Annotated in this window: 13 protein-coding genes; 4 read left to right on the top strand and 9 right to left on the bottom strand. The window is 56.9% G+C overall.

What is annotated here, in order from left to right:
- Positions 1 to 58: 58 nt before the first annotated feature.
- On the bottom strand, positions 59 to 2,761 hold the full coding sequence (locus RDV48_26785; protein ID MDQ7826438.1) for a zinc ribbon domain-containing protein: 2,703 nt from the start codon (positions 2,759 to 2,761) through the stop codon (positions 59 to 61).
- Between the two features lie 516 nt (positions 2,762 to 3,277).
- Between RDV48_26785 and RDV48_26780 the strand changes: the two genes are divergently transcribed.
- Together RDV48_26780 and RDV48_26775 are read left to right on the top strand one after the other, a co-directional pair.
- The gene (locus tag RDV48_26780; GenBank protein ID MDQ7826437.1) at positions 3,278 to 4,774 is read left to right on the top strand and encodes a hypothetical protein; all 1,497 of its coding nucleotides are present in this window, start codon (positions 3,278 to 3,280) and stop codon (positions 4,772 to 4,774) included.
- A gap of 15 nt (positions 4,775 to 4,789) precedes the next feature.
- Positions 4,790 to 6,160 (top strand): PQQ-binding-like beta-propeller repeat protein, encoded by a 1,371-nt coding sequence (locus RDV48_26775; protein MDQ7826436.1) that lies wholly within the window; start codon positions 4,790 to 4,792, stop codon positions 6,158 to 6,160.
- 72 nt (positions 6,161 to 6,232) lie between these two features.
- Here RDV48_26775 and RDV48_26770 read toward each other — a convergent pair whose 3' ends face one another.
- From RDV48_26770 to RDV48_26735, 8 genes are all read right to left on the bottom strand, one after another.
- Positions 6,233 to 7,585 carry a saccharopine dehydrogenase C-terminal domain-containing protein gene (locus tag RDV48_26770; GenBank protein MDQ7826435.1) on the bottom strand — a complete coding sequence of 451 codons (1,353 nt, stop codon included), beginning with the start codon at positions 7,583 to 7,585 and terminating at the stop codon, positions 6,233 to 6,235.
- 129 nt (positions 7,586 to 7,714) lie between these two features.
- Positions 7,715 to 8,026, bottom strand: coding sequence for an L-histidine N(alpha)-methyltransferase (locus RDV48_26765; protein MDQ7826434.1), 312 nt, complete (start codon positions 8,024 to 8,026; stop codon positions 7,715 to 7,717).
- 127 nt (positions 8,027 to 8,153) lie between these two features.
- Positions 8,154 to 10,838, bottom strand: a complete 2,685-nt coding sequence (locus RDV48_26760; protein ID MDQ7826433.1) for an amylo-alpha-1,6-glucosidase — start codon at positions 10,836 to 10,838, stop codon at positions 8,154 to 8,156.
- 73 nt (positions 10,839 to 10,911) lie between these two features.
- Complete coding sequence (gene katG / locus RDV48_26755; GenBank protein MDQ7826432.1) at positions 10,912 to 13,113, bottom strand: catalase/peroxidase HPI; 2,202 nt, start codon at positions 13,111 to 13,113, stop codon at positions 10,912 to 10,914.
- Positions 13,114 to 13,391: 278 nt separating this feature from the next.
- Positions 13,392 to 15,740: an HNH endonuclease gene (locus RDV48_26750; protein ID MDQ7826431.1), complete on the bottom strand. Its 2,349-nt coding sequence runs from the start codon at positions 15,738 to 15,740 to the stop codon at positions 13,392 to 13,394.
- A 460-nt stretch (positions 15,741 to 16,200) separates the two neighbouring features.
- A complete protein-coding gene (locus RDV48_26745; GenBank protein MDQ7826430.1) occupies positions 16,201 to 17,346 on the bottom strand; it encodes a DUF5685 family protein in 1,146 nt (381 codons plus the stop codon).
- Positions 17,347 to 17,474: 128 nt separating this feature from the next.
- A complete protein-coding gene (locus RDV48_26740) occupies positions 17,475 to 18,284 on the bottom strand; it encodes a hypothetical protein (GenBank protein MDQ7826429.1) in 810 nt (269 codons plus the stop codon).
- Positions 18,285 to 18,473: 189 nt separating this feature from the next.
- The gene (locus RDV48_26735) at positions 18,474 to 18,734 is read right to left on the bottom strand and encodes a hypothetical protein (GenBank protein ID MDQ7826428.1); all 261 of its coding nucleotides are present in this window, start codon (positions 18,732 to 18,734) and stop codon (positions 18,474 to 18,476) included.
- 649 nt (positions 18,735 to 19,383) lie between these two features.
- On the opposite strand from RDV48_26735, the gene RDV48_26730 reads away from it, so the two are divergent.
- Positions 19,384 to 20,130 (top strand): tetratricopeptide repeat protein, encoded by a 747-nt coding sequence (locus tag RDV48_26730; GenBank protein ID MDQ7826427.1) that lies wholly within the window; start codon positions 19,384 to 19,386, stop codon positions 20,128 to 20,130.
- A 365-nt stretch (positions 20,131 to 20,495) separates the two neighbouring features.
- On the top strand, positions 20,496 to 20,744 hold the full coding sequence (locus tag RDV48_26725; GenBank protein MDQ7826426.1) for a hypothetical protein: 249 nt from the start codon (positions 20,496 to 20,498) through the stop codon (positions 20,742 to 20,744).
- Positions 20,745 to 21,012 lie beyond the last annotated feature (268 nt).

The raw sequence follows: 21,012 nt of genomic DNA, 5'->3' as shown, positions 1-21,012 counted from the left end.
CACCTCCTGAACGGTTACCAAAAGAGAATACTATATTACGGGCATTGCCTGCCCTCCCCTACCTGATATGCGTTTTATAGACCACGCTTATATCAGGAAGTCGTTCAAGCCAGGAAGCCACCAGGCGCAGCATCTCATCCTTTCCCGGAGCGCATTCTTCTCTGCTGGGAATTGTCACGTGGATCTCCATCCCCTTGGCATAGCCCCAGATACCTGTTACCAGAGTATCTCCGGTGATCTTCGCCCTGTATGATAATAGCAGCGGCCATCCCTCACCGTCATAACTGCCTGTAACCCTGAGGCTTCCATCCTTGCTGAAATTCTGCCTTTCAAGTCCCTTCTCATCATACTCACCTTTTTTATATCTGTTCTCCACATTGGTGCCGGCAGTAACCGTCAACTCCACCGTAGCGGTCCTGGCATCCCTGTCTTCAACCACACCGGGTCTATCCTGGAAAACTGCATGGAATTTCTGGAGGAAGTAGCAATAGTCGCTGCTGTTTCCCCACATGCCTGTCTTTGCCGGCACAGCAGGCCTTCCAGGGGCGATCATGAGTTTTTCCTCCCGCTCGGTGAGGCTCTGCAGAGGCCTGTACCATGCAAAATCTTCCGGCCTGATGTGGAGGGACGCCGCAGGAATGTCTGCAGCAGTCTTCTTTTCCCGGAAACCTGGTTCGTGCTTCACGACACCAGAGGAGACCGTCACCACAAACTCAGCCCTTCCAATTGACCGGGAAGGATTCGCGCGGTCCATCAAGGTGACAGATCCCCTGTGCAAACCTTCTTTCTCATAGAGGTGCTCCACGTGGGAGGCTGTGCCTTCGATTTCTGTTCCATCGCCGTAATCCCACCTGAACCATGGCTTCTGGGGACCACCCTCAACGGAAGCATTGAAGCTTATTCCCTCTCCGGGAGCACTCTTTGCCTGGTGAGGCTCCACTTTTAACCCAGGAGCAATGAAGTTCACCATGTACCTGTTAAAGTTGACGTATTTGTATTTGTCAAGCCCGGGAGGGATGCGCAGGTAAAGAACTCCGAGATCGTTCTTTCCTCTTTCAAGCTTGATGGGAGCCCATCTCCCCTGATTCTCTGAGAGATTGTCAAAAGAGCAGATCATTTTGTCCTTTCGGTAAAAGACAAGTCTGGCATCGTAATTGAGAGGGTTTGTGATCCAGAGTTCTCCCCTGCCATCAGGATCGATCTGCAGCATGTCCTGGAGGTTTACTTCCAGGACATCCTTCAGAGGCTTTGTCACAAACCTGCCATTGGAATCGATCCCTGTTGCCGCAACAAGCTCCATATCGGGGATGAAGATATCTTTTCCTGGATCCCTGCCTTCCTTGAGCATCATCCAGAGATTCCGGACCCTCTCTCTGTTGATCAGGGCGAAAAGCCCCAGATAGCCGATGCGGTCATATATGGTCTTCCCCTGCGAGACATCTCCGGCATCAGCACCTGAGCTGTATGGCTTGAATGCTTTGCGGGGTGCTCTTTCAAAAAGAATGCGCCTGCTTTTGCCCGGGAAATTGGGATCGGCAACATCGATGCCTTCTCTGGTGACACTCCATGCAATGATGGCGTGAGCGCCTCCCTTTTTGGAGCTTTCTATGCGCATGAACTGAGGATTCCCTGTAAGCTGCATGGCATAGGCAAAAGCGTAATATGTCGCCTCGTCATCTTTACCAGCCGCTCCTTGCCAATCGATATTTCTGGACACTCCTGTGAAGGCAACGCGCTCGTGCTGAACAGCCGAGCAGAGGCGTATGGCCAGAGAATCATCCTGCCACAGCAGAGGTGTGCTTTCGTGTCCGTTATTGTCAAAAAGACCGTGAAGCGGTGTGTCCCAGCCTATCCTTCCCCTGAAGAGATAGTAGAACATGGCGGCAATCGACTGGCCGGCACAATGTCCATCTGGCCTGGCATATGATCCATAGTTGGGCATCTGGAAATCGTCAGTTCCCGGCCTGAAGCCTGTATCAATGCTGTCAACAATCCGTCCCTTTTTTACCTTTGAGACCACCACGTCAGAAAAATGGGCGGTTACGGCGGTGAGAGATATGCTGTCATAGCCTGCAAAAGGGATGCCTTCGAGGCTTCCGCTCTCACGGTCATAGAAAAAGGCCAGAGCCGCCTCATCATCTGATATTCTCACAGGGATACGGAGCGTTATGGGCTTTTCGGAAAAGCCCCCCCCGTTCTTTATGGAGATGAGTGGCGTGGCGGCGTTGAAAAGACTCCCGTAACGGTGGGATTTGATCTCCGCCATGCTTAGCTCAAAAACCGTTTCTTTCCTGTAAGCTCCAGATGGCACCGTGATGCAGAGACCATCCATCTTTGTGCCGGTTCCGGAGACATTAATGACACATCCTTTTTCTGACACAGCGTTGCTGGTAAGATGGCGCGGCGACCCCAGAGTCATCGTTTTGCTTCCTGTATTGCTTAGAAGATAGAGCACCAGCAAAAAGAGACCGACAATGACGAAAAGCACTGTCAGCAGGGGCAGAGCTCTGAAGCGGCCCCTTTTCTCATGAATCTGCTGCCCCTTCATTGTCGGAGAGACAGATATTTCAACTGCCTTCGGCTCAGCCTGAGAATCACCGTTTGCAAGAGTCCTGCCGCACTTGTCGCAGAAGCGCGCGCCAGCACGACATAATCTTCCGCATGAGATGCAGTATTGCCTCTCAGGTTCAAGGGAGGAGCCGCAGAGTATGCAGAACCGGGCATCCCGGGCGGCATCAGCACCACATCGTCGGCATTGCATAGAGTCTTTTCCTTTTCTTCTGTCGGTGATATCATATATTATCAGACCATGGGTGTACAAGTTCTTTCAGGAAGTCCTCCATCCTCCTTACAGAGGCAATTGCCACCTTACGCCTGCACTTCCGCTCTGTAATGCATCACGCAGGCAGCATTCATGGCAATATCCAAAGAAGCATCAAAACTGTGCCATACTGAAGTGTTCAGTATCCGATTCAGTATAGTCGTGCAATAAGATACTCACATGCCGCCCGCCTTTTCAGCGTGAGAAATGAGAAAACCAAAAGGAGCGGACCGAGTGAGATATCTGCCTGCCCAAGGCTTTGCGTGTGCTTAACAAGAAGCACGCGGTTGAGGCGGGCAAAACAAGCGCTTTATCGATTCGCGGAGAGAAGCCTGCTTTCCGCCCGGGTGGCCTTCGGCTTCCAGCTCGATTCTCCTCACTGACAGGGATACCGATTGTGCACGGTGAATCTCCCGCCATCATGAGGATCGATTCCTTGATCGCAGGGAGGTAACCGTGAGAAAAGACTTCTACCTCTACAACGAAGCCGGCGGATTCTGCCTTCATTCGAGGGGGATGGGCGGCCTGAGCCGCCGCGGGCTCCTGGAGGATCTCCCCGGAAAAGTGAAAGAAGGCCTGGTGATTCCCGTGGAGCTGGTGCAGGACGACAGCTTCCGTGTCCGGGTGGTCCTCGGGGACCTCGAGAAGGAAGAGGAGGAGCAATGGATCGGGAAACTGGTGTGGAAACTGCAGGTGCCTGACGGATGCCTTGCCGTTGAAGGCGGGCTGGACCCTGAGACCAGGGATGGCGGCGACCATGTCCGGTATCTTGACATACCGCCGGGAGAGTATCTGGTGGAGATCCATACCCTCCTTACAGGGGTGAACGGGCGGGCATGCCTGGAGTCGGCCGAGGGAAGCGAGGCCCTGGGCGCCTGGTTCAGGCGCACTCGCGGGGACGAGCCCATGCCAGCCTGGCTGAAATATCGCCTCCTGTGCTACCCGCAGCAGGATCCCGGCCATGAGCATGACTGGGAAGCCCTGCAGAACACCGCTGAAGAGATGAGCCTGGAGAGAGAGGCTGAGAAAAGCCCCACCATAGATTTCCTGGTACGCCTCTCCCCCCTGGAGCGTGACCCGCCTGCCCTCCCTGGTGATTTCAATGGCTGGTTCAGCGCCGCGGCCAATGCACGCATTCCGGAGCGCTTCCCCACGGGCCTTCCGGTAGCAGGCATTGAGCCCGGCCGGGAGTCCCGCCCCCCCTGGCGTCCACAGTCACCTGAAGCGTCTCACCTGCTTGAATCTGTAGCTGAAGCCGTGTCGCCTCTGGAGGGCGGCCCTGTGGGACTGCCTCTCTCATCCCTCCACCATCTTGCCAGGATAGCCTCCTGGCTCAATGAAACAGTGTGGGCGGTCATGCTCCTGGAGCCGCCCGAAGGGGAAATCCTGGAGAATCCGGGCCTCGCTCCCACTTTCAGTCTCGGGATTGAAGCTCAGGGAGGCAGGATGCTGCTGAGCCTCAGGCCCAGGGACAAGCTGTCCCTGGCCGCTGATCTGCAGAAAATCTCATCATCCCTGGCCGGAATGCCGCAGGGAACCCTGCTGGAGCTGGTGTTCGGGAATTACGGCGGAACTGAATCCGAGGGAAGTCTCCGCTTCCGGGGCATCCTGAAGAGAGGCATTGTGACCGTCACCCACGCTTTCCCCCCCGTTCAGTGCGCCTCCCTCGCCGGGGCAGTGGATTTCTCCGCGTACTTCGAGGAAGGGAAGGTCAAGGCGCGGGATACCGGAGAAGCGGAGCGCGTGATGAAATGCTGCCGGAGCTTCGGCAGCCGGTGGGTTGAAGTCATCGGTCTGTCCGTGAAGGATGATACCCTTGAGCTCGCGAGGGAGGATCCCGGCGAGCTCTGGAACGTGGCCCGCTTTGCGTTTGCCATGCAGTGTTCCGGGATATGGCCCGCCTGGACGTGGTGGGACCGCTTTCATCCTGAAGGACGTCCCGATGGTGCATGATCACCGCGGGTCTGAATGGAAGAGGCGGACAGGGAAGATTCTCCCCCGGTCACCTTAACGGGGAAAGCGACCTCTTCCTCCGGCAGGGTGATAAGTCAGGCCATCATCAATGAGATTTTTAAGAGCAATGAGACCGGCCCTTTATGGACAAAGTCCCTGCCCAATGCAATAGTCAGCGATAACGCCATCATCGCAGCCGGAGGCAACAGCATTTTTCTCGGCTCAAAGGATCATATTTCCCGGCTTGACGAAGCGACAGGAAAAATCATCTGGGAAAAAGAGATAAGGGGCTATACCGGCAATAACAGGGACAGCCTGGAATTCGATGGCAAAGCGCTTCTTCAGCTCAAGAATAGCGGCGATGGCATTGACCGGTGCATCGTGCTTGATGGAGCCACCGGAAACGAAAAGTGGCGCAATGAGCTGTTTCCCCATGACACGCTCCTCCTTAACGACAAGGGAGAGATTTTTATCCGGCATGCCAGGGGGTTTTCGATCCATGACGGCAGTGACGGAAGCACAAAAGGCTCAGTCACCATGCAGATCTCCGAAGACGAGAGCTATGTGGCGGTTATCGGGGCAATGCCCGACGGTTCCGTATTCGCAAGCACCACGGAAAACCTCTGCCATCTTTCGCGGGAAGGAAAAATTCTCTGGAGTTCAAAGGGGCCAGCCCTTTCGGACTTCTTGATAACGGGCGGCAGCATCGTTTACAAGGATTCCGGCGGCACGCTGATCAGGAAAGACGCGGTGTCAGGCAAAACGATCTGGAAAAGCGATGAAAGAGATCTGAAGATTATTGCCCATACCGACAGGGAGATTTATGCGAGGAGCCCTCAGTTTACCCTGTTTTGTATCGACATGGCTTTTGGGAGCGACAGATGGCAGGTCCCCGGCGACTTCACCCTCTTTTCCAGCCTGCAGGCTCTGGGCGATGACGGCACTCCCTTTGTGGCGCGAGGGTCAAGGATTGAAGCACTGGATCCTGCCACGGGCAGGCCGAAGTGGTCAACAGAGCTCCGCTCAGACGAACTGGAGAGATATTCAAGCGCGGTCGTCAGGCAGAACAGTCTCTTCCTCTCTGCCCGCGAAAGATTCTGCGCAGTGGACACCAGAAGCGGTGAAATACTGAGAGAGCTCAGGATGAAGAACGCGATATCCCAGTTTGCTGTCACCGACGGCGGTAATATCCTCATTCAGGTCCGGCCTTCCCTGCTCGGCATCACCTCCCCTTCAGACCTTCACTGCTACTCTTCTGACTTTACCATTCCCTCTCCCCGCTCTCAATCCGCAGACGAAGGCGATGCCGGCGTGGTAATCGACGAGGAATGGGTCACCATAGACGGGGTAAAGCTCCCTAAAAAGAAAGAAAAGCTTCAGCCTTAGCAGTCATGGAAAGACGGAAGCGGCACTGCGGGGCAGTTCCGGGAGTCTCTGTACGGCAGATGGCTCTGAAAATCAGGAATCCTCCGCATCCCGGACGCTTTCGAAAAGGTTGATATCCCACCCTACAAGGTCGCGGCGTACGGCGTCAATGCGCTCCCTCGGAAGCAGCCCTGCAAGCTCTTCACCCGTGACTACTCCGCCGAGAGCTTCTCCCGACTCCCATATATGGCAGATGGTATGCCATGTGAGAATCGCCGCGCCCACGGCGGTAGGGTACGAAATGTAGGTGGCACCCGCATAAGGCGTATTCAAAAGCCCGTGATACCGCAAAAAACTTAAACCGATAGTCTGAATACTTGTCTGAAGCTCATTCCGCACAAACTCTCTGACCCTGATTTCTGCGACGGCGCAAAAATGTGCCCGCCGGATAACGCCCGACCTCAAAAGATCTTCAATACGGCGGGGCTTTTTCATTCCGGGCATCACCGCGCGCACAATCGCATCGACGGTGAGGTCGGAATTGTTACCCACACTGGCCTTGGAAAACAGATTCAGCTGATAGAGAGCTTTCACCAGTTCCACTTCATACCCTCCGGTAAAGATCCGGATAGTCTCGATATCCGGATAAGATCGGTGGAGTGAAAGGAGCTCTTCCTGATAGAGAGGATATTGCCTGCAGGGACGCTGTTCATGGGGAAATGTATAGTCCCGCGCGTAGGTAAACGGCGCAGAGGTTACCATTTTTCCCTTGCAGAGATGCCGCGGATGCTGAGACAGCTCCTCCAGGGCAATGGCGGGAGACCATGAGAATATCACCGTATCGGCATCGATGTCCTCCAGCAGATACAGGTCAACGGATTCTATGCTCAGCTCTTTTCGTCCCGTTCCCCGCAGGTATCTGATATGCTCGCCGATAAGGAAGTTGGTAATCCCGGGCGATATCCCCATATTGATAAGAGCCGTGATCCCCCGCTCCCGCAATTCACGGTCATAGGCATACTGAGAAAAGGTGAGAGACTTTGAAGTTTCCAAGGTATACATGTCGGCAGCCAGATCGACGGTATGCACTCCAAGGCGCATCCCGAGCTCAATAAGGGGATCATTGAATATCGGAAGTGCCGCATTGACCAGAAGAGATGCTCCATCCAGCATGCGGTCATAAGGAGGCTCGCAGGCAAGCACCGGGTCAAAGCTCTGCACGCCCGCCAGCTCTATCCGGTTCATGAATTCCTCGGCATGGTATAAGGCATCCTGTGCCCCCGCCGGATCTATGGTGAAGACAAGGAACCGGACTTCTATCCCGTCTCTTTCTGCCAGCTCCGCCAGGCAGATCAGCATGCTGGCTCCGACTGCCCCCAATCCGAAAAAAACAATGGTGACCGCCGGAGCATCATTTGAAGGAGCCTTGCTTTCAGGGTGAATCACTTTTTCCTCCCCTTTTCCAGAATGGCCGGGAATCAGCGGCTGGCATGAATCTGATTCTGCAGGCTGAGGAGATTGTATCAAAAAATTGCCTTTTAGTCCACTTTTTGGGAAAATAATCGCCCGCTATGATTACCGGCCTTGATCGCGGGATATTTCTTTCAGGAGGGGCAGGATCCTGTCGGGCATGAAGTTCATGAAAGTGAGGCCGATCATGCAGTAGGCAGTGTGCTCGTATGCACTGGAAGGGATACGGCCCGAACAGGTTTCGAATGTCGCGTGGATTGGACAGATGCGCGCCACGAAGGGCGCCATTGCCCTGGCGGCAATTTCAAGAAAGGCAGTGCTGATGTCAACAGGCAGGTAAGTGCACGGCACTCCCTGCTGCTGGAGATATTTCGCCCCCCCGCTCAATGGGCTATTAGAATATTCATCCAGGGTCATGCCACATCCTTCAGCCCCCTGCCCTCAAGGAGAAGCCGCGGTACTTTCGGGCCCGGTTTGAGAAGTGGCTCCAGGTGTTGAAATTCGGCGAGCACTATGCCTTTGACCCCGGGAAAGCTCCCGGATCTTACTCTGTTCTGCAGAGCCCGGTGTGCGGCAGGGGGACTGAAGGCTCCTGAAACTGCACGCTGATGACATCATCAGCATGTTTCTGCGTAAAATTGAGCCTTATCCTGTACACTCCATCTTCTTCTTTTACGCTCCAGCCTTCTTTCGTTTCGTTCCCGTTGATCGCGAGAGATTTCGGCGGGTGCGGTGATATGAACTTGGCTTCGCTGGAATGCCCGGGGAAAGCTGAAAGAGAGAGCTCCATCGTGTTTCTGGCGGGATCGAACCGGGGGCTGTGCACCATTGAACCGGCAGAGGCAAGGTAGGGCGTTTCCGGTGCGCCGAGGGTAATCTCGACCTTTTTCCCCGGTGAAGGACCCTCCGGGACCACGGCGGAAGGGCAGGGGGCACCGTCATACCTGATGCTTCTGATATATCTCCCGGAGCCGGTGATGTCAACCGTCACCGGCCTGCCTTTCAGGGATACCGTGTAGCGTGTGCCTTTCTGACCGTTCGCCAGAAAAGGATCAAAGGAGATGTTCCATTCGTTTTCATGATGGCCAAAGAGGTTGTAGAGCGAATAGAGGTACCAGGAGCCTGCCCAGAGGAAATGAGGCTTGTCCACCTCTCCAAAGACTTCAGGATCGCCGCTGTTCCCGTTTCTGCACTCGTACATCGCAGGCTGGCCGTGGGGCCCGCTCTTTATGCCTTCAAGAGTCATGATATCCTGGATGAACTTCAAGGCATCCTCTTTTCTGCCTGCAGCAATAAGGGCGAGGGCGTACCACGCATTGCCGTGATACCAGATCCCTCCGTTCATATAGCGGTAAGGGTCGCCGGCCTCGTTCCCGGAAAAATGGAGATAATCCCCAAGGGTATGAAAGTCCATGGGGTAAACGTTGTATATGCCTGTGTCTTCCTGCAGGAGCTTTGACCGGGCAGTATTGACAAGTGCCTCCTTCTTTCTGCCGTCGAGAAGGCCGAAATGGGCTGCCAGCAGAGAGCCTGTGTAGTAGTGGGTGTCTTTTTTCCCATCGCTGAAATAGTTCATGAGATAGCTGCGGTCCTTGTCCCAGAGCTTCTTTTCCAGCTTTTCCTGCATCCTGTCGGCCATATCCTCATACTCTTTAATCTTCTTGGCGTCTTTTCCCAGCACGGTGCTCACATAGGCGAACTCCCTGAGGGATCGTATGGCAAGGACTGTCATGTAGGTCCGCGGGCCGAAGCTGTTTCCTATGTCCCACCAGTCAGGCCTGTGAGCCCAGATAAGGTCATCATGCTTATTGATCAGCGACTGCGTGACGCTCTTCCGGAGGAGGGGGTAGAGTCTCTTAAGGGTATCCACATCGCCGGAATGCCGGAGGTACCGGGCAGAGACATTGAGGAACCAGAAGTGGTTCCAGTTGTCTCTGCCCGCATATTCGGTCTCGAAATGATCGTCCTTCCAGTAGCGGGCATGGGGGATGATTCCCTGGGAATTGGCGTGCAGAGCGGTGTAGAGGAGATCCCTTTTTACGCGGGGGAGATCAAAATTGACTGCCGCCAGGTCGGTGAGAAGCGCATCGTGGGTGAAATAGAAATTATACTCGGCAGGGCAGGGCATTGGCCTGATCTGCCCATCTATGTAATGGGCGTTTGCCGCGAGAATGCCTTTTGCCCAGAGGGCGGTCGTGTCAATCTCCGCGATGCCCGTCTCAATCCTGCCTTCCCCATGGACTTTGTCCAGGATGGACTGCTCATAGAGCGCGATCTCTCTCTGATAATTGCCGAGAAGGTATCGGACTGTTCCCTCCTCCTCGCCTTTTCTGCACGAGCCTGTCACCTGGATGACTTTCATCTTTTCGCCGGGCTTCAGGGTTTTTCTGTAATGAAAGGCCGCCGCGGGATTGCCGGTCTGCTTGTTTTCAGCAGAATACCCTGAAGGGGGATCTCCTGCATTCGCCGCGAAGATAACTGCATTCCGGGTCTCAGGCTCTTCATACGTGGCATACAGTGCCCGGTTTTTCGCGTCATAGCGGGATACGGGCTTGTTGAGCCGCGCGAAAGTGCTGCTTGTGCGGATCGATGTCTCAAGGCAGGAATCCAGATTGAGCTCCTGAACGCGGCCGGAATTGTTGGTTATTTCCATCTCCATGACCATGGCAGGCTTATCTTTGCAGAACCTGTAAGAAACGGCGACTGTCTTTTCTCTATCCTTCCGCTCAAAGACTGCCGAATAGGGGGTAAGCGTGCAGTCAAAAGGCTTGTCGCCAATCTTTTCCGCTGCCCGGTCTCCCACTTTCAGGCCGAAGGTGAGGACGGGGTAATCGCCCCGGTTCCAGTAATCCTTTGATACATCGATGCTGTTCGCGACAGGGTAATAGAAGCTTATCCTGTTGAGCTGAATGGAGCTGTGATGCGTTTCTATTCCCACATAGGGGCTTCCCACCTCAATCTGGCCCACTTCGCGGCCCTTGATAACCTGGGCGAGCTTTTCCTCCGTATTCACCGGCTGCAATGACCTGTTCTCTGACACACCGGGGCCTGCCCCCGCACGCTCCGCGAGCCTCTTTGTCCCGGCGTCGGCGGGAGCCTTCTTTTTCCTGGAGAATTCAATCATATCTTTCTCAATAGCCCGGGCACAGTCATTTTCATGATCCACGACCTCATGGATTCCCGCAGGAGTATTCAGCAGTGCCGCCTGATGGGCGCCAATCATTTCCATTCCATTACCCCCCTGGGTGGAATACGTGGCCTTGGGACTCGCCGCCAGTCAGAAGCCCTCGAAGATGTCCAGGCTATGATCCGGCGAGGTCAAAACGGTCAAGGTGCATGACTTTGTTCCACGCTGCGACAAAGTCGTGCAGGAACTTCTCCCGGGAGTCCTCGCATGCGTAGACTTCCGCCAGGGCCCGCAGCTGCGAGTTGGAGCCGAAGATCAGATCGACACGCGTGGCGGTCCACTTCAGCTCACCGGTCCTGCGATCATGCCCTTCGAAGAGGTCCCGGGCTTCCGATACCGCCTTCCATGTCGTGCCCATTTCGAGGAGGTTCACGAAGAAGTCGTTGGTGAGGGCCTCGGGCTGCTTCGTGAAGACGCCGTGCTTTGTCTGCCCGAAGTTGGTGCCAAGGACGCGCATGCCGCCCAGGAGAACCGTCATCTCGGGCGCGGTGAGCGTCAGCAGCTGCGCTCGATCAACGAGCATTTCCTCGGCCGATACCGGGAGCCTGGTCTTCTGGTAGTTGCGGAACCCGTCGGCGGCCGGTTCGAGCACGGCAAAGGATACCGGATCAGTCTGCTCCTGCGAGGCGTCCATGCGTCCCGGCGTGAAGGGAACCGTCACCTTGTGGCCGGCATTCTTCGCTGCCTGCTCGACACCGGCGCAGCCGGCAAGCACAATCAGGTCGGCGAGGGAGACCTTCTTCCCGCCGGGCTGGGCGCTGTTGAACGCGCTCTGGATGCCCTCCAGGGTTTTGAGGACCTTCGCGAGGCGGGCCGGCTGATTGACTTCCCAATCCTTCTGCGGTGCAAGGCGAATGCGGGCGCCGTTCGTACCGCCGCGCCTGTCAGATCCGCGAAACGTGGATGCCGACGCCCAGGCCGTTGAGACCAGCTCCGACACGGACAGGCCTGAAGCCAGGATCTTGTCCTTCAGGGAGGCAATGTCCTTTTCATCAATCAATGGGTGGTTGACGGCAGGAATGGGGTCCTGCCAGATGAGCTCCTCCGCGGGAACCTCCGGCCCCAGATAACGCGCGCGGGGGCCCATGTCGCGGTGCGTCAGCTTGAACCAGGCGCGGGCGAAGGCGTCTGCGAACTGATCCGGGTTCTCCATGAAGCGCCGGGAGATTCTCTCGTAGGCGGGGTCAAACCGCAGGGAGAGGTCGGTGGTGAGCATGGCAGGCCCGATACGCTTTGAGCTGTCATGGGCAGCAGGCACGGTGCCGGCACCTGCATCTGCCTTCGGCTTCCACTGGTGCGCGCCGGCAGGGCTCTTCGTCAGTTCCCACTCGTAGCGGAACAGGGTCCTGAAGAAGTTGTCGCCCCACTTCGTCGGCGTGCTGGTCCAGGTGACTTCCAGGCCGCTGGAGATCGTGTCAGCGCCTTTGCCCGTGCCAAAGCTGCTTTTCCAGCCGAGGCCCTGCTCCTCGATGCCGGCAGCTTCGGGCTCAGGCCCTACATGCTTTGCATCGCCGGCGCCATGGGTCTTGCCGAAGGTGTGGCCGCCCGCGATGAGCGCAACGGTCTCTTCGTCATTCATTGCCATGCGTGCGAAGGTCTCGCGGATATCCCGCGCCGCAGCAATCGGATCCGGATTCCCGTTCGGGCCTTCCGGATTGACGTAGATCAGGCCCATCTGCACGGCAGCGAGCGGATTCTCCAGAGCCCGGTCGCCGGAGTAGCGCCTGTCATCCAGCCACTTCTCTTCAGAGCCCCAGTAGGTGTCCTGTTCCGGTTCCCAGATGTCCTCCCGCCCGCCGGCGAAGCCGAAGGTCTTGAATCCCATCGACTCCAGAGCGACGTTGCCGGTGAGGATCATCAGGTCTGCCCATGAAATCTTCCGGCCATACTTCTGCTTGATCGGCCAGAGGAGCCTGCGCGCCTTGTCGAGATTGACATTGTCGGGCCAGCTGTTGAGGGGAGGAAAGCGCTGGCTCCCGCTCCCTGCACCGCCGCGGCCGTCGCCGGTGCGGTACGTGCCGGCGCTGTGCCACGCCATGCGGATGAACAGAGGTCCGTAGTGTCCGAAGTCCGCCGGCCACCAGTCCTGCGAGTCGGTCATCAGCGCCCGCAGATCCTTCTTCACCGCCGCCAGATCGAGACTCTTGAACTCTTCAGCGTAGTTGAAGCCCTTGCCCATCGGATTGGACCTGGAGGAATGCTGATGCAGGATTTCGAGCCGCAGCTGGTTCGGCCACCAGTCCCGGTTCGACGTGATCCTGCCTCCCCTCTGCAGGTGAGCCCCGCCCGTTTCATGGGTCTTGCTGTCTGTGCTCATGATGTTCGCTCCTTTCAGACTGAGAGATAGTTCAATTCAGGTCTGAAGCTGCTGTTCAGCTGCAGACCCGCCTTGTTGACCACAGGTGAGAAAATCAATGCGATCCAGGTATCTTTCCGAAATGAACTCTCGTGCTTCTTCAACAACCACCCCCCTTTTCCTGCAGTTCCGCTGTCGAGCGCCTGGTCCAGCCCCTCTCGCATCCTCCACCACCATAACGGGCAGAAAGAAAAACAGGGCAGCGGCGACGTAACCCATCCCCTCCTTGCTTCAGGGAATCAGCGGCCTCTCCCGCCGCGGGGGAAGATGAAGGTGAGGCTGTGAGGCGCCGTGCCCCTTATGACAAGGTGGCCCTCGTGGACGCACCGAAGGTGGTGGGCCATGCAGAGGGTGATGAGATTGCCCTCGGTGTCGGGACCGCCATGGGAGCGGTACCTGATATGATGGCCGTGAAGATTGCGCCGGCACCGGCAGCCAGGGACCTGGCACTGGTGGTTGTCCCGGGCGAGGACGCGGTGGTGAAGATCCCTTTTTTCGGGGTGGTCCCAGGCGGCGAGGAAGGCATCAAGAAGGGTCTCGATAAAGAGGGCGAGGTCCTCTCCGCCCCAGAGCCTCACCGCATGGTTCCAGAGGGGTATGAGGTCCCTTTTCAAAAAGAAGCCGATGAGGGCACCCCTGTCCTGGGGATTTGAACCGAAGGTTCCGTCTTTGTGTGTCTCCCCGGAAAGGATAGCGGCGATCTCGGGGAGTTCAGGGTGCTCCCCGCCCTGGGTGACCTCCCAGATGACGGCTCCCCCGGAACTATGTCCCCCTTCCCTTGTTTTTTGCTGTGCGGAAATCTGGACTGCGGCATCCGAACCCTTATCCCCATTGGATTCCGTGCCATTAGAAGCAGGGGCAGGGAGCCTCTTGACGGATCTCCCCGTGACGGCCACCTCGAAGGCCTCGGGAGCGATGTCCCACTTTTTGTGTACCGCCCTCTTCGCAAAGCGGAGGAACGCCTCGACGGCCTGCATGAGGGTGGCCACCGGCACTTCCTGGGCGTAGGAGAGCCACGCCCCCTTGACGCGGGTCCCCTCATTGAAGACTTTGGCAAGATGCCGTGCCTGCTCGGGGGTGAGCTTCCCCTCATGCACAAGGTCCAGCATATCGGGATACTCCAGATAACTCCTTTCCTGTTTGATGAGGGAATAGGCGGTGCTGCGAGACATCCCCAGGCGCTCCCTGGTATAGTGCCCGAGGGAGAGGAAGAGCATGTCCCTGTAGAGCCCGAAATTGTTGAGAGTCCGAAGGAGCCTCCCCTGGTAGAAGGAGAGGGAGTGGCGCAGGGAAGCCATCTTCCGGAGGCGGGCGACCGTCTCGAAGGGATCGGCGGGAGGACGCACAAGGGTGCTGTCGGGAGTGACGGCGGTATCGGCATCAGGCCTGTGGTTCCCGGGAGCCTGAAACTCCGAAGGAAGCTCCACCGTGACAGGTTTCCAGGGCAAAAACTCCCAGAGGTGCGACACCTCTTCGAGATCCTTGTGGACCTGGCGGGCAAGCTCCTTGTCCCGCTCGCCGAAGGAGGCCTCGTCATCGAGGGAGCCGATGGCACCCGCCAGGGCGCCAAGGAGAAGGGCTTTCTTCTCGATGGCGGGATCGGTTCCGTTCTCCTTGGTGCCGGAAGCATCAAGGCTATTCCGAGAGTATGCCCCCTCGCCGTGGGTGACGCAGGCTCCCTGGGAGTCTTTCCCCTGCGAGCGGCAGAGAGAAGCTCCCGCGGCCTCCCGAGCCTCAGGCTTCCCTGTCCCGGAATCGGAATCCTCCGGAGACTGCACCGTTGTGCCAGGATCCCCGATACCCCCGAGCGGCGCCGAAGCGGCGAACTCCGCAAGAAGGGCCTCCACGAAGCTCTCCGAAGGGAGCTCCGCCTCCTCGATCCTGCGGAAGACCTCGAGGGCCCGATCCCATTTCGCGGCAACGGAAAAAGGAACCCGCGCGCTTACCGCGAGGCTCCCTGTGTCCTCCTCGTAATCACTCCTGGCGACGAAGGCATTGATGCCGCTCCCCTCGGGGCCGCCTTCAGCATCCCCCGAACCATCCCTTGTGCCGGCCTCCCCGGCGCCGGCTTTAAAATTCTTCACCTCCTCTTCAAGTTCTCTTATGGTGGAATACATGGCCTTGGAGAGCCACTCCGCCTCGGTCTCGGGCGTCACTACCTGGAAAAGATGCCGCAGCGCGCTCTTGCGGAGGTGCCCCTTTTCAAGAGCTTCCCTGATGAGGGGGAGCTTCTGAAGGGCCTTCGCGTTCCGCATCAGCTCATAGCAGCTCCTGGAAGAGATCCCCAGCTCCTCCCGCACAAAGTCCGAGATCTTCACGTAGCCGAGCCTCTCGAGCTGCCCGCTGAGAGAGAGAAGGGCCTCCCCGATGAGAAGGTCGAGTGTGACCCCGGCATGGGAGAGGCACCAGAGGTTCCAGTCCAGGACCTCCGCGGTGAGATCGCGAAAGATGTGGCGGCAGTTCGAGTGCGAGAGCACCTCGTCGGCGCCGTATGTCACCAGCGGGAGGCCGGGGTGTGCCTTGAAGACCTGCCCGCCCTCCATGGCGGCCTCGTAGCCGGGATACTCGCGGATCGCCCCGGTATTCACAATGATCCTCCTTTCATCAATATGGATAAGAAGAAACTTATGTATCTCTTATATTAATTATATCTTATTGAATGGTAAAAGTCAAAAGATGTGACTGCCTGAAAGCTTGTGGTTATTGGGATTGAAGGTCGTCGCCAGGTGGCCGTCAGAGGGTCCGAGAGGCTCTTTTTACGGTTTTTCCGCCAGGCGGCCCTTTGAGGCTCCCCAGTGCAGAGAAATGGCCTCCTGCGGCAGGACGGGGAGGCACGGGAGGGAGAGGGGGAATGAAAACAACTGTTTTCAGAATTTCACGGGGAGCTCCTGCGTGAAATTTAGAAGCCCCTTACGGGGCCTTTATGCGGTTTTGCGGTGCTGATTTTATCGCTCAAGATCTATTTGTTTCTCTTCCAGTAATTCATCAGGTGTCCATTCATAAGTGAATTTTTCCGGATCGCCCATGGAAATATCTCCCGTCTTGAGCTCAGAGGGGAGGTGCGCCGCCTCCCGGTTCACCGGGAGAGTCACCGTCCGGGCCGGCAGGAGGGGCTGCAGCGCTGTCCCCTCTGGTGCCGCCCCTGTTGCCGCAGCAGCTCTCGTCGCAGTTGAAGGTGCCGCAGCAGGCGCAGGAATCGCAGGCCGCCGAGCAGGCCGAATTGGTGCAGCAGTCAGAGCAGCATACTGCGATGTCGCAGCCGTCGCAGATGCAGGCTCCTCTCTCTGCAAAGCGCAGCGAGAAAGGCCTGAATTTCTTTCTTCCCCGCTGCTCCTCTGCTCCGCATGACTCCATCCTCCTCGCGCTCCGCTCACGCGGTGCGATGATGGCCTCGAATATTCTCATCATCTGCTCATCGGCAATGATGCCGAGCAGAGCCCTCATTGTTGCCTGATGCCCGTCGCGCGCGGCGAAAAAGCCGCGCTCATCTCCTCCTGCCCGTGCCCGGGAAAGGGCATTGAACCGCTTTCTCCTGATATCAGCTGCGTAATCCTCAATCGCATCGTGGAGATACACAAAGGCGCCCACGGAATAGCCAAGCCGATAGAGTGATTCCCCGCGGTCCGGAGCCCCGCAGACTGAGGCGCTGCAGCGGAAAATCTCTGCCACCAGCGATGCCGTAGGATCGGCAAGCTGCTCTGCCGTTGAATTCTCATCCTGCTCGCAGTGCTTCTGTCTGTGGTGGTACTCCTGGAAGAGCAGGAGGGGAAAATCAAAGGTCTTCAGGGATGCCGCAGCCCTCCGCGCCTTTCCGGAGATGAGCCGTAAGAGCAGCCCTGGCATCACGCCGCCTTCGTCCTCACCATCATCCCTGAGCTTCGACTCCACCAGCAAGAGGGTCACCGAGGCAAGGTATGAACGGGCCCTCTCTCCGAAGTCGAGAGCCTTCTTTTTCCGGAGCGGCATGACGGGACAGCGGAACTCCCTGACGGGACGCTCCCCGGCTCCCGCAGAGCTGCCCTGCACAGCGCTTATCACAAGGGAGAGGAAGGTGATCTCGTAATTGATGAAAAAAGCTGCAGAAAGGCCGAGCTCCGCAATGAGAGCCCGGCAGCAGCCGCAGTAATGCATATTGTAGAAGCTTCGCGAGCCTTCATCAAGACGTTGAAAACAGGGCCTCAGTAAGCCGAACATGCTCCCCCCTCGGCTCACTTATTTCCCCGTGAGAGATAAAATCCCTTCACCGCAGGGCTGAAGCCAACGGCTTCAAGGCTTCTCCCGCGGCAGGGGAATGTGAGGGTGAGGCGGAAGACCCGCTCCTGCTACTCATCTTCCAGGAGCTCCGACAGGAACCGCTCCATGGCGGGATCCAGCTTCCGGAGCTCTTCCCTCTGGAACAGGTCATAGAAGGCGGCGAAGCTTTCCGCGAAGTATTCCTGGTGATTGGTCCCCGCGTAGCTCGATACAAATCCCCGGCGCGAGGAGCTGAACCGGATCCAGAGAGAGAGGGAGAGCTGCTGCGGGAGCCTGTTGCGTGCCGAATAGGCGTGATCAAAGGCATGGGCGAACTCGTGGATTGAAGCGTAGGCAGCCCATGATTCCCGGAGAAGAATCACGCGGTGGTCGGAGGAAAAAAAGCTCAGGTCCTCGTAGGAGCGGCCTTTGTAGGTGACATGAGGGGCAAGCAGCACTTTCCCGTCGATATCAACCTTGTAAGGCGAGCATTCCGTGGGAAGTATCACAATGTTCACGCCGTGGCGGTGCACCGTGAGAAGCGCTTTCCTGCTGATACGGGCAAGCTCTCTGACGATGAAGCGGGTTGTCGAGAGGTCGGGAGAATAGGAGACCATGGCGCTGATGAGCTCCTCGTTTGAAAGCGTGCGGATGAGGGCCTTCCCGGCGAGGTCGCCGCCGGGATCCTCTTCGGGGCCGCCGCCGGCCTCCTCGCAGCCCCTGTCACGGTTCCCGCCCATATCGCCTGATTCCGGCATATATGCGTAATAGAGCGTGCCGGCGGAGCCTTCTCCTCCATCTTCACCGGCGTCACAGGGCTCATGCTCAGGGTCGGCATGGGGCTCCCCGACAGAGATGAAGCATTTCAGCATGGAGCAGATGTGCTCGAGGAAGTCCATTGGCGGTCTCCTTCCGGTGCTCCCGGTACCGGGAGAAATGCGGCAGGAATCACGGGCCCTCTGCCATGAAGGGCTGATTCCATTCTACTTCAGCAATGTTACCGGAAAGTTGCCGCGATATTGCCGGGGGGTAAACAGAAAGAACCTTATGCGGCGGATAGCCTCTCCGACCTCTTTACCACGACGATATCACCGGTTTTCCGTCGGCGGGGGTTCCTTCTGCGCCGGTGCCCCTTTCTCCGCCGAGAGCACCAGGACTTCCCTGCCGCCCGACGAGGCATAGAGCTCTGTGCCGCCGGGAGCCCACGCCGCCTGCGCTGCCCCCTCGGGGATGCTATCTTTGCTGCAGGCGCAAAGCCATGGGGTCGAGCCCGCGAGGCGGTCCTTCACGACATCGTAGAACCGCGCCCTTCCCTTCCTGCATGGCGACGAGAAATCAGGGCGCACCATGGCCAGATGTGGCCTTCCGGTCGTACGTTCTTACCCCTCTCGGAAACGATGTTTTATAAAGGTAAAAAAGTTTTCACCAAGAAAAGAGATATAATTGACCAGGGAGGAATTTTATGAAACTATTGTATGAATTCAAAAAGTCTGCGTGATCTTTTTGATGGGCACGCTGATTTTCTCTTCAACGGGATGCTCGGGAGACTCAGGAAGTTCAGGAAACTCAGGAAGCGGTGACACGCAGCAAAGTCAGATCCAGGGATACCCGATTTCTATTGTGCTCGACGATACCTAGAGGCAGGACGATCCCAATCTTGGCGTCCCCTATGCGTTTGGCTCTCTTGATCAGGAACGTTATAGCTGGCTTGTAGAGGAACTTGATAAGGGTCAGGTGAAGGGAAGCTTATGATCATCGCTGCGCACATACCGATAGGAGTAGTTACCCCATTTAAATCACCTGACGAAAGCCATCCTGAACTGGGCTTCTGGGGGATTGAAACCGCTATCAGATATACTCACCCTCTTCTGGTGCATACAATGCAGAGCTTGTCAAACAATTGACTCCGGAAATGCAGGCAAAATTAAGGAATTCGGAACTCCGTTGACGCCCTGCGAGGGGAAGCCGGGTTTTACGGTTTTCTGAAAGAAGAAATTTATGTACACTGATGAGATGGCGGCCCTTGCAGAGGAAGCCGCGTTCCAGATGCTCGACAGGAAAAATTACGGGAAGGCGCTGAAGCTCTGGCAGAAGCTCTATGATGAGCTCGACAGGCTTCATCCCCCTCCCTCCTTTGACAAGGCTGAGATCGCCCTCAGGATTGCCATGTGCCAGGGGAGGCTGGGCAACCATGAGGACGCAATAGAGATAGCCCGGGACCAGGTGGATTATATGTCAGAATTCACGGGCGATGACTGGGACCAAGTCCAGGAAGCGCTGCTCGTGCTTGTCCAGGTGGCCGGAGAGGGTGGCCATGACGAGGTAGCCATCGAAGCTTCGGCGCGGGCCCTCGAGGCGCTGAAGGATGGCAGGGCTGAAACCTCCCCTGAAGCAGCCCTGAGAACGGCCCTCAAAAGTGAGTGGCTCGCCATGAGGCTGGGAAAGCCCGGGCTCGGGCTCCCGGCAGGTGATATAGTGCTGCAGTTCCTCTCCAGGGAGGAGAAAAAGCTGAAAAAGTCCATGCAGGGGGCCTCTCGCGACGACCAGCTGCGCGATATAACCTTCAAAAAAGCCCGGCTCCTTGAGAGCAGGGCCAGGCTGCACAGGGGCGCGAACGATCTCGAGAAGGCCGGGCAGGACCTCGAGGGTGCCGTGAAGCACTACGAGCGTGCATTGGGAAAAGGCCACGAGACCGCGGACGAAGCCCGGCAGGCCCTGACGGAAGTCAGGGAGCTCCTTGGGTGAGGTCAGACGACCGGCTCATCGGAGGGCAGGGTGGTCCGTCGGCGCATCAGCTCTTTGATTCAAGGATAAAACTTTAATCCGGCCCCCTGTGGTGATCATATCAAAAAGGTGCCTTTAGGCTCAATCTCATGCCAGGCAATGCCACCACAAGCGCTCTCTTTTCATTCAATGTGTCGTTGTAAGAGGATGATTCCCAGGGTATATCCTCATTCTTTCACCGTTTTTCGCCAGGAGATTTCCAGACTTTTCCGGAAATTACTTGTATGATTTCTGCGGAGGCCGACGGAAGGCGGGAGCAAAATGCCTGGCGCGTTAATCAGGCATCAGCTCGAGAATTCGTTCAAAGGGCATAAGAGGGACTAGAAATGCGCAAGTCGCTCAATATGCAGAACAGTCTGCAGGGAAAGGGGAATAAAACAGTGTCAATTCTTGTCCTGTGTATCGTCTGTGCCATTGGAATCTATTTCCTGTTAAGGCTGCTGCTTAACCGTGATAGTGATGAACAGCACATGGTGAATTTTAACAAGCCTATAATAGAGAATGAGAAGGAGAAGGAAAAGGAGAACGAACAAGTCACCAACTGGGCCCATTGGGAGTATCATCACCATGAATGAGCTTGACTCTCTGATCCGGAAATCAACAGAGAGTCTCCGGAACAATGATGCTGAAAACGCTCTTAGAGACGGTGAAGGCCGCAGACTATGCTCTCATGACCCTGTGCTGCCCCGGAGGTCGTCCTTGCGGACCAGCCTGCTGAGCTCTTCAGCGGCCTCCCTGGAGCTCGCATAGACTGTGAGGCTGCCGTCTTCCACCGAATAGGTGAGAATGGATCCCTCATTGACAAGCTCGTCAATGCCTATGACATCGGCAGGGGCGGATGTG

The organism is Candidatus Eremiobacterota bacterium, assembly GCA_031082125.1.
Lineage (GTDB): Bacteria > Vulcanimicrobiota > CADAWZ01 > CADAWZ01 > Ess09-12 > Ess09-12.
Note: the sequence above shows the minus strand (reverse complement) of the source record. Positions and strands in the feature narration are given on the sequence as shown.

Excerpts from the sequence above, each read along its gene's own strand:
- RDV48_26745 (MDQ7826430.1), bottom strand. The coding sequence starts at position 17,346 with ATGTTCGGCTTACTGAGGCCCTGTTTTCAACGTCTTGATGAAGGCTCG.
- RDV48_26740 (MDQ7826429.1), bottom strand. The coding sequence starts at position 18,284 with ATGGACTTCCTCGAGCACATCTGCTCCATGCTGAAATGCTTCATCTCT.
- RDV48_26735 (MDQ7826428.1), bottom strand. The coding sequence starts at position 18,734 with ATGGTGCGCCCTGATTTCTCGTCGCCATGCAGGAAGGGAAGGGCGCGG.
- RDV48_26785 (MDQ7826438.1), bottom strand. The coding sequence starts at position 2,761 with ATGCAATGCCGACGATGTGGTGCTGATGCCGCCCGGGATGCCCGGTTC.
- RDV48_26725 (MDQ7826426.1), top strand. The coding sequence starts at position 20,496 with ATGCGCAAGTCGCTCAATATGCAGAACAGTCTGCAGGGAAAGGGGAAT.
- RDV48_26775 (MDQ7826436.1), top strand. The coding sequence starts at position 4,790 with ATGGAAGAGGCGGACAGGGAAGATTCTCCCCCGGTCACCTTAACGGGG.
- RDV48_26730 (MDQ7826427.1), top strand. The coding sequence starts at position 19,384 with ATGTACACTGATGAGATGGCGGCCCTTGCAGAGGAAGCCGCGTTCCAG.
- katG (MDQ7826432.1), bottom strand. The coding sequence starts at position 13,113 with ATGAGCACAGACAGCAAGACCCATGAAACGGGCGGGGCTCACCTGCAG.
- RDV48_26765 (MDQ7826434.1), bottom strand. The coding sequence starts at position 8,026 with ATGACCCTGGATGAATATTCTAATAGCCCATTGAGCGGGGGGGCGAAA.
- RDV48_26760 (MDQ7826433.1), bottom strand. The coding sequence starts at position 10,838 with ATGGAAATGATTGGCGCCCATCAGGCGGCACTGCTGAATACTCCTGCG.